The organism is Kitasatospora sp. NPDC042419 (assembly GCF_056437345.1).
Genome location: NZ_JBWKAW010000016.1, coordinates 25635 through 38352, shown reverse-complemented (window position 1 = coordinate 38352; position 12718 = coordinate 25635). Strand labels below are relative to the sequence as shown.

Here is a 12718-nt window from a genome sequence, read left to right as displayed (position 1 = left end):
CCGCACGGGGGTGGCGGCGGGCCGGCGGGCACGGACCGGGCGGTTCAGGCCCGGGCCAGCTCCGGCATCAGCTCGTACACCAGCTCGGCGGAATCGGGATCCGCCTCCAGGCAGGCGAGCAGGTCGGCCCTGGCGTTGTCCGCCCGGTCGAGTCCGATCAGGCAACGGGCCCGCTGCAGCCGGGCGTCCAGGTCCTCGGTGGAGTCGACCACCTCGTCGAGCAGCGGGAGGGCCTCCGCGAAGCGCCCGGCGTCGTGGTGGACCACGGCCAGGTTGAACCGGATGCCGGGCTCCGTGGAGAGCTCGACGGCGCGCGCCAGGTTGCTGCCGGCCCCGTCCAGGTCTCCTTCCTGGTAGCGGAGTTCGCCGGTCAGCGCCCATGCCTGGGCGCAGTCGGGGTCGGCGGCGAGCGCGGCCGCGTAGGCCTCGGCGGCCGCCGCGGTGTCACCGTCGGCGACCAGCAACTGGCCCTTCAGACAGAGCAGTCGGGAGTGCTCCGGGGTGCTCGCGAGCCCGGCCCTGACGTCCTCCCAGGCGAGCTGCCGCGCTCCCGATTCGAGCAGCAGGGCGGCCCGGTTGAGGCGGGCGTCGCCGAACTCCGGGTCGAGCTGCAGCACGTACCCGAAGTCCGCCACCGCCGCTTCGGTCTGGCCGAGTTCGGCCAGCACGTCGGCCCGGTTGAAGTACGCCTCGGGGAAGGGCGGCGAGAGCCGGATGGCGCGGTCGTAGTCGGCCAGGGCCTCCTCCGGGCGGCCGAGGTCGCGCCAGAGCATGCCCCGGTCGAAGTGGTACTCGGAGTAGTTGGGGTCGCACTCGATCACGGCGGTGTAGTCGGCGACGGCTTCGGCGTGGCGGCGCAGGCCCGCGTACACCTGTGCGCGGTTGTAGCGGAGCACGGACCGGTGCAGCGCGTGCTCGTGCGGCTCCAGGGTCTCGTCGAGCCGCGCGATGCAGCCGTCGAGGAGCTCCAGCGCCGCGTCGAGGCGACCCTGGTGGACCTCGATCAGCGCGAGCCCGTTGCGGTTGAACACGACGCGCGCCTCCCGCTCCTTCGGGTCCGGGTGCCAGCCGGCGAAGGCGATCGCCTGGTTGACCCAGGCGCGCGCGAGCTGGTGGTCGCGCCGCCCGGCGTCGAAGTGGCGGGTGTGGAGCATGGCCGTGGCGTACGCGGCCTGCATGTGGACGTCGGGCGAGGTGCTGAGCGCCCGGGCCTCGTCGTACAGCGGCAGTGCCCGCTCGGCCAGGCCGAGTGCGGCGAAGGAGGTGGTCATCTTGGTGGTGAAGGCCCACCAGTTGGTCGGGTCGCCGTCGTGGGTGACCAGCCGCCGGCCGCGCTCGCCGATGTCCACGACGGCGTGGTAGAACCCGAGGTCCATGCAGTGGTCGAGGGCGTGGCGCAGCGTGGCGGCGCCGGCGCCGGACGGGTCGCTGCCGTGTTCCGCGTGCCAGGTGATGGCGCCCAGCCGCAGGGACGACTCGCCGACCGTCTCCAGCTCCGCCCGCCGCAGGTCGTGCAGCCGGGCGCGTTCGGAGCGCGGCACGGCGAGGTAGGCGGCGAGCTCGTCGGGGTCGTCGCCGACGCCGTCGGCGGCGATGTAGGCGCGGCCGAGGGCGGCGGTGTCGGCCGGCGGCCGGAGCTCACCCGCGCCCGCGGCCGGGTCCGCCCCCGGTACGTCGAGCACCGCGCAGCGGGCGGCGAGCGCGTCCGGCAGCACCTCGTTCCCGGGGCCGTCGGGCCGCTCCGGCGGTTCGGCGCCGGTGGTGACCACCACGGTGAGCAGCTCCGGGTCGATCCGCCGCAGCAGGACGGCGAGGAACTCGGCGTCGGTGGGGTCGGCCCGGTGGGCGTCCTCGACGATCAGCGAGCGCGGGCCGGGGCCCGCCGCCCGCAGGTACGCCTCCAGGAACTCGACCAGGCCGTGGGCGATCCGCAGCGTGCGCAGCGCGGAGTAGAACCTGGTGCGCTCCTTGGGCACCGCCAGCGAGGTCAGCGTCTCGCGGGTGGCGGGCACCAGGCCGCGCAGTTCCGGCGTGGTGGAGAGGATCTCGATGTCGTGCCGGGTGACGGCCTCGGGGCAGCGCGCGAGCGCGTCCGGGACGATCGCGCGCAGGATCGATCCGACCGCCGTGTAGGGCCCGCGCAGGCGCCGGTCGGCGTTCACCAGGGCGAGGACGGGCGGCAGGTCGAGCCGCTCGCGGGCGGCGGCGCGGTCGGGGCGCCGGGCGGCGCGGACCCAGTGGTGACGGTGCTCGGCCATGACGCAGCTGCCTTTCGTGCTTCGGTGCGATGACGTGGTGGCGTGGTGGTGCGGTGGTGGTGGTGCGGTGGCGTGGTGGTGCGGTGACGCGGGTGACGTCTTGAGGCGGCGTCACGGTGGCACGGGGCGGGGCGGGGCGGGCGGGCGGGTTCGGGACCGGGGGTTCGGGGTCAGGCCGAACGGGCGGCCCGGCGCTCGCGGACGGCGAGGACGACGACGGCGGCGGTCTGCGCGAGGCTGAGCACCATGAGGGCGAGCGAGTCGAGGCGGCCCGCCGTGGAGGTGTGGCCGCTCAGTCGCAGCCACACGTCGTGCAGGAGGCGGTAGGCCGTCGGCACGACGACGGCGGCGAACATCGTGAGGGTCGCCGCGTAGCCCACGAGCATCAGCCAGGCGTACCAGCGGGCCGCCTTCCGGTCGACCGGGTGGTGGGCGGACAGGTCCAGCGGCGGCCGCCCGGTCACCCGCCGGGCGGCGTTGCGCAGCACGTCGGCGGCGGCGGCGTGGAGGTTCACGCTGCCCAGGAGGGTGCTGAGCAGGACGTAGAGGTCGGTCCGCAGGTAGAAGAAGCCCTGCCAGGCGAGGCGCAGGACGGTGGCGTAGGCGATCGCGAGGCAGAGCGACGCGACTCCTCCGGCGCTGCCGAGCGTCGCGTCGGCGACCAGGGTGAGGACGGCGATCGCCAGGACGTCCGCCAGCATGCCCGCCATGATCGGCAGGTAGCGCTGCCGCCGGGGCACGCCGACCAGCCCGTCGAGGGAGGTCTCCAGGACGAGGTACACCAGACGGTGGCCCACGGAGAGCCTCGACCGCAGTCCGAGCCGGCGGCCGGCCAGCGCGTGGAAGGCCTCGTGGAGGGCGAGGAGCGGCGCCTGGCCGAAGAACAGCATCAGCACGACGAGGGTGTAGGACGGGCTGAAGAAGATGTTGTCGATGCTCGGGACCAGCCGGGGGACCCGGATCATCTCGACCACGGCGACGGCCGTCACCAGCGCGTAGCCGGTCATGGCCGGCCGGCTGAACACCGCGCGGCCCAGCCGTTGCCAGCGCACCGGCTCGGGTTCCTCCGCGGGGGCGTCGGCGGGGCGGACGAGGTCGAGGTCGACGAGGGCCTCGATCAGGTCGGCGATGTCGACGCTCTCGCCGTGCACGGTCTCGTAGCGCTCGGCGGCCTCGCGCGGTGTGGCGCCGTCGGCCAGCATCCGGACGAGTTCGGCGCCGTCGGCCGGAAAGACGGCGTAGGTGTCGGTCTCCGGGCTGCCGATGGTGACTTCGTCGGCCTCCGGCAGGTAGACGAGCCGGCGGAGCGGCACCGGGCGGTCCAGGTCGGAGCCGGGGGTGCCGGAGCCGCTGTCCACGGAGGCGTGCACGGATCCTCCTGGGTAGGTGGGCGAGGGGCGGGGGGAGCGGTGCCGGCCGACTGTGCCGCGTCGGGCCGGCACCGCGTCCCCGTTCCCGGGGAGGGGTGGGATCAGACCTGGACCATGCAGTCCCACGGCAGGTACAGCGCGCGCGCCGTGCTGGTCAGACGGACCGGGCCGGCCTTGCGAACGACGATCTTCTTCATGACGTTCACCTCCTTTTGCGGTTGGTTACCGGGCAGCCATGAGCTGAGATGAATGCGAATCTGACGCCCACTCACATCAGCTCGGCCAGCACCAAGAGTGCTGAGCTTGCGGCGATCGCGTCAAGGCACCGAATCGCCCGGCTCGGGCGGCACCGGGGCACCTGGAGTGATTCCGCAGGTCGCAAGCGGCGTCCGGCAAGCGGCACCGGGGGCTCCGGGTCGGATCCGCGCGGCCCGACAGGGGAACCTCTCGCCAAAATATAAACTGAAATAAATGACAGACAGTCAGAGATCTACCCCAGCTGGAGTACTCGACGGAGTGCCGCCCGGAGGCCGACTGCGGCGCAGGTGCGGCCGGGTCGGCCCGGGACCGGCCCTCGGCCGACCCCGGCGCCACCGTCGACGCGCTCGCGGCCCGGGTCGGCGACAGCGACCGCCCCCTGGAACGAACTGCCGCTGACCGGCCACGGGAAGCTCGACCGGGACGCGCCGCCGGCGCCGGCGGAGGACGGCTTCCGCCCCGGCCGGGCACCCGCGGACCCGGAGGAGGCCCTGGTCTGCGGGGTCCTCGCGGACCTGCTGGACCGGCAGGAGGTCGGCGCGGACGACGACTTCTTCGACCTCGGCGGCCACTCCATGCTGATGGTGCGGCTGCGGGACCGGCTGGACCGCGAGGCCGGGGTCCACCTCGGCATCGCCGACCTCTTCACCCACCCGACCGCCGCCGCACTGGCCGGCCTGTTGAGAGCCCGCGGCGTCCGCCGGACACCCTGACGACGTGACGGGGCGTCCGGCGGGGCGGGACCGGGGCGGACACCGAGCCGGTGCCCGCCCCGGTCCTGCTGCCGCGTCAGACCACGGCCGCGGCGGCGGTCTCGGACCCGCCGTCCCGGTGCGCGGCGTCCCGGTGCGCGCCGTCCTCGTGCCCGCCGTCCTGGTGCCCGCCGTCCCCGACCGCGAGGCGTCCGGCGGTGAAGACGTACCGGACCCGGCGGAGGGCGTCGAGGTCGGCCAGCGGGTCGCCGTCGACGACGAGGACGTCGGCGCGCATGCCGGGGGCCAGGGTGCCGGTGTCGGCCAGCCCGAGGGCGTGGGCGGGGCCGGTGGTGGCCATGTCGAGGATCTCGGGGCGGCTGAAGCCGAGGGAGGCGAAGAACTCCAGCATGCCGACGTAGTCGCCGAAGCGGGCTCCCGGCACCCCGGCGTCCGTGCCGGCGATGAACCGGACTCCGGCCTCGCGCATCTCCCGGATGACCCGGGCGAAGGCCTCCGCCCGGTCCGGCCCCAACTGCCCCAGGAACAGCCGCCAGTCCCCCGACACGCACCGGCAGACGGCGATGTCGCGCTCGACGATCCGGCGGGTGGTCTCCAGGTCGTGGACGATGCCCTCGGCGGTGCGCCAGGAGCAGTGCTCCAGGGTCCGGACGCCGGCCGCCACGCAGTCGGCGATGGTGTCGGTGCCGTGCGCGTGCGCGGCCACCCCCAGCCCGTGCCGGGCGGCTTCGTCGACGATCAGCCGGAGCCGGTCGGCGGTGAACTGCGCCTCCCACATGCGCGGCCCGTTCGGTGTGAGGGCGCCTCCGGAGGCCATGACCTTGATCAGGTCGGCCCCGGCCGCCGCATTGCGGGCGATCCGGTCGCGGATCTCCTCCTCGGTGGCGACCTCGCCCCCGAGGAACCCGCAGTGGCCGCCGGGCGAGGTCAGCGGCGCGGTCGCGGCGAGGATCCGCGGACCGCGGGCCTTCCCGGACCCGATGGCCTCGCGCAGCTCCACCGCGAGCGCGTCGCGGTCTCCGAGGTCCCGCACGGTCGTCACCCCGGCCGCGAGCATCTGCTCGGCGCGGGCCGCCATGGCGGCGGCGAGCTCGGCGGGGTCGGCGCGGGCCACGGCGGCCACCGGGTCGGGCCCGGCGTCGAAAGCGAGGTGGACATGACAGTCGATGAGACCTGCCATCACCGTCGCCCCGGGGCACCGCAACCGCTCCACCCCCGCGTCCACCGAGCGTTCCAGCGCCGCCGCGGAACCCACGGCGGCGACCACGCCGTTCTCCACGAGCACGGCACCGTCCTCGACCACCCGGCCCGCGGGTCCGGTGACGACACGGTCAGCGGTGATCAGTAGCGTCTTCACGACTGCCTTTCGCATAAGCCTGGGAGATGGCGACGAGTTCACGGGCGTCGGCCCCGAGCCCGCCCCCCGAGGGGAACGCCACCCGCGCGGCGGGCAGCGCGGCGTCGGGGTCCTCGACGGCGGGCTTCAGGGTCAGGGCCTCGGCGATGTGGCGGGCGAGCCGGTCGGCCGGTCCGCCGGCGAGGTCGTCGGCCGGGGCCACGCGCGCCAGGTAGGGGCTCAGCCGCACCAGCCCGTCGCGGCACTCGATGAGCCGGCGGTAGAACCGCTCATGGGTCCGGCGAAACCGGATCCGGTTCCAGCGGGACCCCTGCGGCTCCCGCTTCAGGACGAGTTCGGGATACGCGGTGACGAGGGCGGTCCACAGCGGGGCGAGCCCCTCGTACATCCGGCGGTGGTGCAGCACCGAGCGGACGTGCGCGACGAGTTGAGCGCCGGCCGAGTAGCCGATCCCGATCACCACCAGGCCCATCGCCCAGTCGTTCACCGACCAGTTGACGGTGTTGAACGCCTGGTACGACCCCGGTTCGCGGATCCGCAGGCACACCCAGACCACCCGGTTGACCGAGGTGACCGCCAGCACGGCCAGTCCGAGCGTCATCGTGCGCAGTCCGAGCGCCAGGTGCCGGCTCGCCATCCGCGCGTAGCGGGCCGCCCAGAGCGCCGAGGTCAGGTAGGCGTAGAGGAAGTAGGCGTTGCCGACGACGTAGAACGTCGCGATGGACGGCCGCGCCATGTGCGGGGTGCCCAGCGAGTGGCCCCGCAGGGCCTCCGGCGTGGCGAGCATGCACAGGACCAGGGTGGCCACCACCGCGCCGAGCAGTCCCGTGTTGAACCGCATCCGGAAGCGGTACCCCTGGTACCCGCCGCGCAGGGAGGAGACGAAGAACAGGATCAGCGCCGCCAGCCCCGCCATGTAGATCGCGTTGAACGCGAGCTTGCCGACGCCGACCGCCGTGGCCGAGTCGATCGCGCGGAGGGCCTGCGGGAAGCTGAGGATCTCACCGGTGGTCAGCAGGAGCAGGCAGGCCACCAGAACGCGCAGGGCTCGGTCGTGCGGCGCGCGCACGAGGTCGATGGTCTTCCATATCGATCCGATGATCAACATGAAGGTCACGGGCTCCTGGAACACTACGTCCACCCCCAGCGGGAGCCGAGGGCGGAGCGCAGCGGACCGACGGCGGCGTCCTCCGGACCGCGGGGCGTGACGTGGTCGGTGACCACGGCCCACTCCTGGACGATCGTCGCGACCAGTTCGGCCTCGCGCTCGTGGTCCTCGGTGTAGCAGGGCCGGCGGAGCCCCCACCGCCCCTCGCCCCACCCCTCGCCCCGGACGTACTCCGGGCCCAGGTCGGGGAACCCCTCGACCGCGTCCCCGTCGTCCTGGTGATCGGCGATCATGTGACCGATCTCGTGCAGGATGATGTGGTCCTGGTGGACCCGGGTGGTCTCCCGCTGGTAGAAGATGCACTCGTCGTCGGCCCGGGACATCCAGAGCCCGAACGGCCCGGGGACCGGGAGCGACCAGGGGATCAACCGGATCGGCCGACCCCGGTGCTCACCCAGCCTCCGGCACAACTCGTCCACCCGCAGAGGGGGCTGGATCTCCAACTTCCGTAAGAGGCGTTTGCAGGACCGGCGTAGGTCACGTTCGTGTACAGGCACCCGCCCATGGTCACATCCCGGGATCCGTCGTTGCAGCCCGATCGCGACTTTCGCCATCCTGATCGACCTCGAACGGGCGGAGCGCGCGACGCGACCGCCGTGACCGCCGTGACCGCCTCCGCCAGGGGGACGGCCCCGGCGGTCCGGGGGAGCGACGGGCCGACCGCGCCCAGGGTACCGAGGAGTTGACGGACCACCAGACTGACGGCCCGACAGGTGGACGGCTCGACAGGTGGTCGGTTCGACGGGCCGGCCGGTCAGTCGTCGATCCGGTGGGCGGCCCAGAACGGCGCCAGGTCCTCGGCCGCGACGGCCTGGGCCGCGGCCTTGAACGCGGGAGTGCTGCTCACGCCGTACCAGTGCTCCCGCGCGTAGCCGCGCAGCAGGCCCTCCATCACGTCCGCTCCGAGCAGCCGGCGCAGCTCGTGCAGCGCGCACGCGCCGTACCCGTAGACGACCGCCTCGTACCGGTCCGGGTGCTCGTCCCAGTACGCCATGCCGTTGGTGGTCCGCTCCTGCGGCGAGGACCACGCGACGCCCTTCCGGCAGCCCGCGCCGTCCCGGCCGAGGGCGAGGTCCGTGGCGTACTCGGCGAACGACTCGTCCAGCCACGGCCGGCCGTACTGGTCGTCGCCGACGATGCCGTACCACCACTGGTGCGCCACCTCGTGGGTGAGCGCGGTCCGGTTCACCCGGTCCAGGACGAACCCCGGGTACTCCATGCCGCTGAACCAGAACTCGTCGTCCAGGACGGCGTCCAGCTCGGCGTACGGGTAGGCGCCGAACGCGCGGGAGTGCGTGTCCAGCGCGGACTGCGCGACGGCCAGCATCGCCCGCGCGTCCGCCGCGCCGACGCCCGCCGCCGTGTGGACGGTGACCGCGACCCCGCCCGCGGAGACGCCGGACACCGTGCCGAACGGGCCCGCCGCCCAGGCGAAGTCACGGACCTGCCGGGCCGTCGCCGTGGTGACGGTCCGTCCGGCGGAGCCCGGGGCGTCGGTCGAGCTGCCGGTGGCGGGCACGCCCAGACCCGCCGGGTGGTCCAGCGCGACGGTGAAGTCGGCGGCCAGGGTGTAGAAGGACTCCCCCGTCCCGGTGTACGGGTCGAGGTGCCAGCCGGCGGCGTCCCGCACCGCGAGCACCGGCAGCGCGTTGCCGAAGTAGGCGTACGCCCCGTGCCGCCCGAACCGGTCGGCGCTGTCGGCGAGTTCGGGCGCCCGGACGGTGAGGCCGAAGCCGATCGTGTGGCGCCCGCCGGGACCGAGCGGCGCGGGCAGGGCGAGCCGCAGCGCGGTGCAGTCGGCCGAGAGCTCCGCCTCGGCGGCTCCGGTCGGCGCCGTCACGGCGACCGCGGGATCCGAGCAGCCCCCGCGGGCGTTGCCCCACAGTCTGAGCCGGACCTCCCGGAGCGGCTCCGAGGAGGTGTTGGTGAAGCTCACCTCCTCGTGCCCGGACCAGCCGCCTCCCGAGGAGTCACCGGTCAGCGCGACCGTGTAGGCGGCCGCGCCCGGGGCCCGGGCCTGCTCGGACCGGCCGCCGCCGACGGGCCTGAAGCCGGCGGCGGACGGCGCGGAGCCACCGCCGGACGGCGCGAAGCCGGTGGCGGTGGCGGTGGCGGTGGCGGTCAGTGCGAGGCAGCAGAGGAGTGCCGACAGGAACCGTGCGGACCTGCTCATCCGTCCTCCCCGGGAGCCGGCGACGGGGTCAGGGTCGGGGTCGGGGTCGTGTGCGGAACGGCCGGGCTCCGGCCGGAGCCGGAGCCCGGTCCCGGGCGGTCGTCGCTCACCGGCCGCCGCGGCCCTCCCGCCGGCGCAGCACCGCCCGCTCCACCGCCCGGTCCACCGCCGGCAGGCAGGCGGCGATGTCCGTGTGGACCACGTACTCCACCGACGCCACCGTGTGCAGGCCCTGCACCAGGAAGGTGTACTCCCTGCCGCGTTCCAGCAGCAGGACGATCGGCTTGTCGAAGGCGCTGGCCCAGCCGATCTCGATGTGGGTGCCCGGGGAGGCCGGGTGGCCGGGCAGGGCGACGAAGACGTCCGCCTTGCGGATCTCGTCCTGGTCGAGCCGGGTGCACTGCTCAGGCCGCATCAGCTCGGCGCCCCACGCCTCCCGGCGGTGGGCGTTGTGGACGGAGAGGCCCTGCGCCTCGAAGTGCTTGATCAGGACGTCGAACGGGGCCCGGGCGTCGGCCGGCATCTCGCCGGTCTCCGGGTCCAGGAGCTGGATGAAGGGGCCGGCGAGGAAGATCGAACGGATGCCCGGGTCGGGGCGGGAGCCATCGGGCGGCGGGACGGTCATGGGAGTACCTCCGGAGCGGCGCCGGTGCGCGGTGTCGGGTGAGGGCCGACCGCGGAGCGGTCGAGGGCGGCGGGCGGTGGACCGGGTCAGTCCTTGCGGAAGCACTGGATGAAGGCGTCGCCGGCGGTCCCGCCGTGGGTGTACTCCGTGGTGTCGTACGCGACGAACGGGTGCCGCTCGACCCGGATCGAGCGGAAGTGCGGGAGGTACTGCCAGCGCAGCTCCGGCTTGGTGCTGAAGAACGGGATGAACACACCGCCGGGGCGCAGCACCCGGACGACCTCCGGCATGGTCCTCGCCCACAGCTCGGCGTCCGTCCAGACGTCCATGTCGAGGGCCGGGTCGAAGAACATCCCGTCGATGCTCCCGGACGGCAGCTCGAAGATCCGCTCGAAGAAGTTGCCGCGCTCGATGGCGAGGTTGCCGGGCAGCTCCGGGTGCCGGGCCCGGAACAGGTCCTCGACCTCGTCGAAGAGCTCCAGCACGGTGTGGCTGCGGGTGGCCGGGTTGCCGGCGATGCGCAGCGCGGAGAGGCCGAGGCCCAGCCCCACCTCGTAGAAGTCCCGGCCGTACTCGCAGAGCATGTCGGCGCTGGCCCACATCAGGTCCCGCTCCCAGGCCTGCATGGCCTGCTCGCCGCCGATGCTGAGGGTCACCTCGCCGTTCTGCTCGATCAGTTCGATGGCCGGCTTGGTCTGGCTCTCCATGGTTCTCCCTTGGTTTGCGGGTGGGTCAGGCGCTCCGGGGGACGACCCCGAAGTGGCGCCGGGCCGTCGAGACGGCGAGGTCCTGCACGGCGAACACCGTGAAGTAGTAGGCCTGCGGGGCCGTTCCGGGATCGAACCGGACGCGGAACGCGACCTCCTCGGCCCGCCCGCCGACGAGCCGCAGCCTCGTGGTGGCCGGCTCCACGGTGGTGTCCTCGCGCAGGTAGGTCGGGACGAACAGGCCCAGCCGGACCGGGCCGGACCGCGCCGCGGTGACCGTGGCGCGGACCTCCAGCACCCCGCCCTGTTCGACCTCGTCCGGGGCGTGGGCGAGCAGGGCGGGGGCGTCCGGGATCCGGAAGGTGACGTCGCCGCAGCGCATGCAGACGGCGCAGGTGGTGTCCAGGACCTGCGGGAGCAGGCCGCGCCGGGTGAACTCCTGCGCGGGCCGGCCGCAGTGGCAGGTGACCTCCCGCACCTGCGGGTCCAGACTGCTCCGGTCGCCGAAGTGCGCCGGGTAGTTCATGAGCTCGTTCTCGGGGTCGGCCGCGACCTGTTCGGTGATCGCGTGGTCGAGGGACTGCAGGTCGGCCGTGAGCGAGGTGTGGATCTGCTCGGGCGACTGGTCGGCGAGGTGGGTGGGCCTGGCGACCCAGAGGTCGACCTTCCGGGCCAGCTTGGTCAGCCGGGGCCGCAGCGGGTGGTTGTGCGGCAGCAGGTCCGATGCGAGGTAGGCGGTGAGCCGGCCTCCCACGGTGAGCAGCAGCGGGTCGGGGCGGTGGTCCGCCGGCGCCGGAGGCGGCGGCGTGTCGTCCGGTGCGCCGGGCAGTCCGAACCGCATGAACGCCGGGTAGGGGTGGGAGCCCGCGAGGCTGGCGTTGAGGGTGTCGACGGAGTCGGCGCCGACGAGGGCGCCGTGCATCCAGGCGACGTTCTCCGGCCGGTCGGAGTCGTGCACCGACACGGCCGAGACCACCGTGCGGGCCGGGCCGTCGAGCGCGTTCAGCAGCAGCTGGTACTTCGGGTCGTACAGGGCGAGGTCCGCGAGCGGTCCGCTGTTGCAGGCGCTGAGCACCACCTCGACGGCCTCCACCCGGTTGAGCGGCACCAGCTTGTCCTCGGGCTTGTAGCAGGGCAGTCCGTACGCGCAGCGCGGGCCGAGCAGTCCGGGCACGGCCGGGGCCGAGCCGTTGAGGCCGCAGATGGTGAACTCGCCGAGGTTGACGCTGTCGTCCTTGCCGTGCCCCTGGAAGGCGACCCGCCGCCACCGGGTGCCCAGGATCTCCGCCTGGATGTCCGAGCGCTCGAAGTCGCGGTCGTCGAAGACCCGCACGCCGGCCGGCCGGGGCGGCCGGTCGGTGTCGGTGAACAGGCCCACTGCGTCGACGTCGGCGGCCGGTTCCGCGTACTGCTTGGCCACGTTCCAGACCACCGAGGCGCCGTCGCGGCCGCTCAGCAGGGTCAGTCCGTGCCGCGGGCCGCGGTAGGTCGTCATCAGCAGCGCCCGGACGGGGTCGAGGGTGAGCCGGTCGTAGCAGCCGACGACGAGCAGCGAGCCGCCGTGCCGGGCGCGGAAGGCGGCGGCGTCCGCCAGTTCCTCCTCGTGCGCCCAGGTCCGGGCGAGCGGGCGGGCCAGCTCGGCGAGCCCCTCGGGCAGGTCCGCCTCTCCGAGGAGGATGCCGACGTCCAGCGGGTGGGGCTGCCGCAGGCCGCCGTACAGCCGTCCGGCGAGCTCGACGCTCGTCGCCAGGTCGGCGCGGCCCTCGGTCGGGACCGGCACCGCCCGGAGTGCCGGAGCGTCCAGGAACTCCTTGACGGCCTGGGGTAATTGCCGGTGGGTGACCTGGCGGAACAGGGGATCGGAGCCGGTCGGCCGGTCGGGCCGCTGGTCGGCGGGGGCTGCGTTCATGAGGGACCACCTCGGGTTGTCCGCGCCGGGAGCGCGGATGGGAAGGGAGGGACGGGAGGAACGGGAGCGGCTCCGGGTGTCATTGCGGGCACAGTCGCGGGAGCGGTCGCGGGGACGGTTCCGGGCGCGGGCCGGCGGGTGGACGGGCCGGCGGGCCGGTGGGGTGCGCGGATCCGGCCT

10 protein-coding genes are annotated in these 12718 nt (G+C 74.0%); 1 reads left to right on the top strand and 9 read right to left on the bottom strand.

Annotation, left to right across the window (positions count from 1 at the left end):
• Positions 1-44: 44 nt before the first annotated feature.
• A complete protein-coding gene (locus tag AC067J_RS26620; RefSeq protein ID WP_478303251.1) occupies positions 45-2258 on the bottom strand; it encodes a tetratricopeptide repeat protein in 2214 nt (737 codons plus the stop codon).
• Positions 2259-2428: 170 nt separating this feature from the next.
• Positions 2429-3628 (bottom strand): hypothetical protein, encoded by a 1200-nt coding sequence (locus tag AC067J_RS26615; RefSeq protein WP_478303249.1) that lies wholly within the window; start codon positions 3626-3628, stop codon positions 2429-2431.
• Between the two features lie 545 nt (positions 3629-4173).
• Here AC067J_RS26615 and AC067J_RS26610 point away from each other — a divergent pair.
• Positions 4174-4599, top strand: a complete 426-nt coding sequence (locus tag AC067J_RS26610) for a phosphopantetheine-binding protein (protein ID WP_478303247.1) — start codon at positions 4174-4176, stop codon at positions 4597-4599.
• 76 nt (positions 4600-4675) lie between these two features.
• Here AC067J_RS26610 and AC067J_RS26605 read toward each other — a convergent pair whose 3' ends face one another.
• The 7 genes from AC067J_RS26605 to AC067J_RS26575 form a co-directional block, all read right to left on the bottom strand.
• Positions 4676-5956, bottom strand: coding sequence for an amidohydrolase family protein (locus tag AC067J_RS26605; RefSeq protein ID WP_478303245.1), 1281 nt, complete (start codon positions 5954-5956; stop codon positions 4676-4678).
• Positions 5931-7064: an MAB_1171c family putative transporter gene (locus AC067J_RS26600; protein WP_478303244.1), complete on the bottom strand. Its 1134-nt coding sequence runs from the start codon at positions 7062-7064 to the stop codon at positions 5931-5933. The genes AC067J_RS26605 and AC067J_RS26600 overlap by 26 nt, the downstream gene beginning before the upstream one ends.
• Positions 7065-7087: 23 nt before the next feature.
• Positions 7088-7447, bottom strand: coding sequence for a hypothetical protein (locus AC067J_RS26595; protein WP_478303242.1), 360 nt, complete (start codon positions 7445-7447; stop codon positions 7088-7090).
• Positions 7448-7878: 431 nt separating this feature from the next.
• A complete protein-coding gene (locus tag AC067J_RS26590; protein WP_478303240.1) occupies positions 7879-9297 on the bottom strand; it encodes a M1 family metallopeptidase in 1419 nt (472 codons plus the stop codon).
• 106 nt (positions 9298-9403) lie between these two features.
• Positions 9404-9922, bottom strand: a complete 519-nt coding sequence (locus tag AC067J_RS26585) for a nucleoside 2-deoxyribosyltransferase (RefSeq protein WP_478303238.1) — start codon at positions 9920-9922, stop codon at positions 9404-9406.
• 86 nt (positions 9923-10008) lie between these two features.
• A complete protein-coding gene (locus AC067J_RS26580; protein WP_478303237.1) occupies positions 10009-10629 on the bottom strand; it encodes a class I SAM-dependent methyltransferase in 621 nt (206 codons plus the stop codon).
• 25 nt (positions 10630-10654) lie between these two features.
• Complete coding sequence (locus tag AC067J_RS26575; RefSeq protein ID WP_478303236.1) at positions 10655-12538, bottom strand: hypothetical protein; 1884 nt, start codon at positions 12536-12538, stop codon at positions 10655-10657.
• Positions 12539-12718 lie beyond the last annotated feature (180 nt).

What these genes read in the sequence shown, in the direction of transcription:
- AC067J_RS26620 (WP_478303251.1), bottom strand. Translation starts at nt 2,258, where the DNA reads ATGGCCGAGCACCGTCACCACTGGGTCCGCGCCGCCCGGCGCCCCGAC.
- AC067J_RS26600 (WP_478303244.1), bottom strand. Translation starts at nt 7,064, where the DNA reads ATGTTGATCATCGGATCGATATGGAAGACCATCGACCTCGTGCGCGCG.
- AC067J_RS26595 (WP_478303242.1), bottom strand. Translation starts at nt 7,447, where the DNA reads ATGTCCCGGGCCGACGACGAGTGCATCTTCTACCAGCGGGAGACCACC.
- AC067J_RS26590 (WP_478303240.1), bottom strand. Translation starts at nt 9,297, where the DNA reads ATGAGCAGGTCCGCACGGTTCCTGTCGGCACTCCTCTGCTGCCTCGCA.
- AC067J_RS26585 (WP_478303238.1), bottom strand. Translation starts at nt 9,922, where the DNA reads ATGACCGTCCCGCCGCCCGATGGCTCCCGCCCCGACCCGGGCATCCGT.
- AC067J_RS26580 (WP_478303237.1), bottom strand. Translation starts at nt 10,629, where the DNA reads ATGGAGAGCCAGACCAAGCCGGCCATCGAACTGATCGAGCAGAACGGC.
- AC067J_RS26575 (WP_478303236.1), bottom strand. Translation starts at nt 12,538, where the DNA reads ATGAACGCAGCCCCCGCCGACCAGCGGCCCGACCGGCCGACCGGCTCC.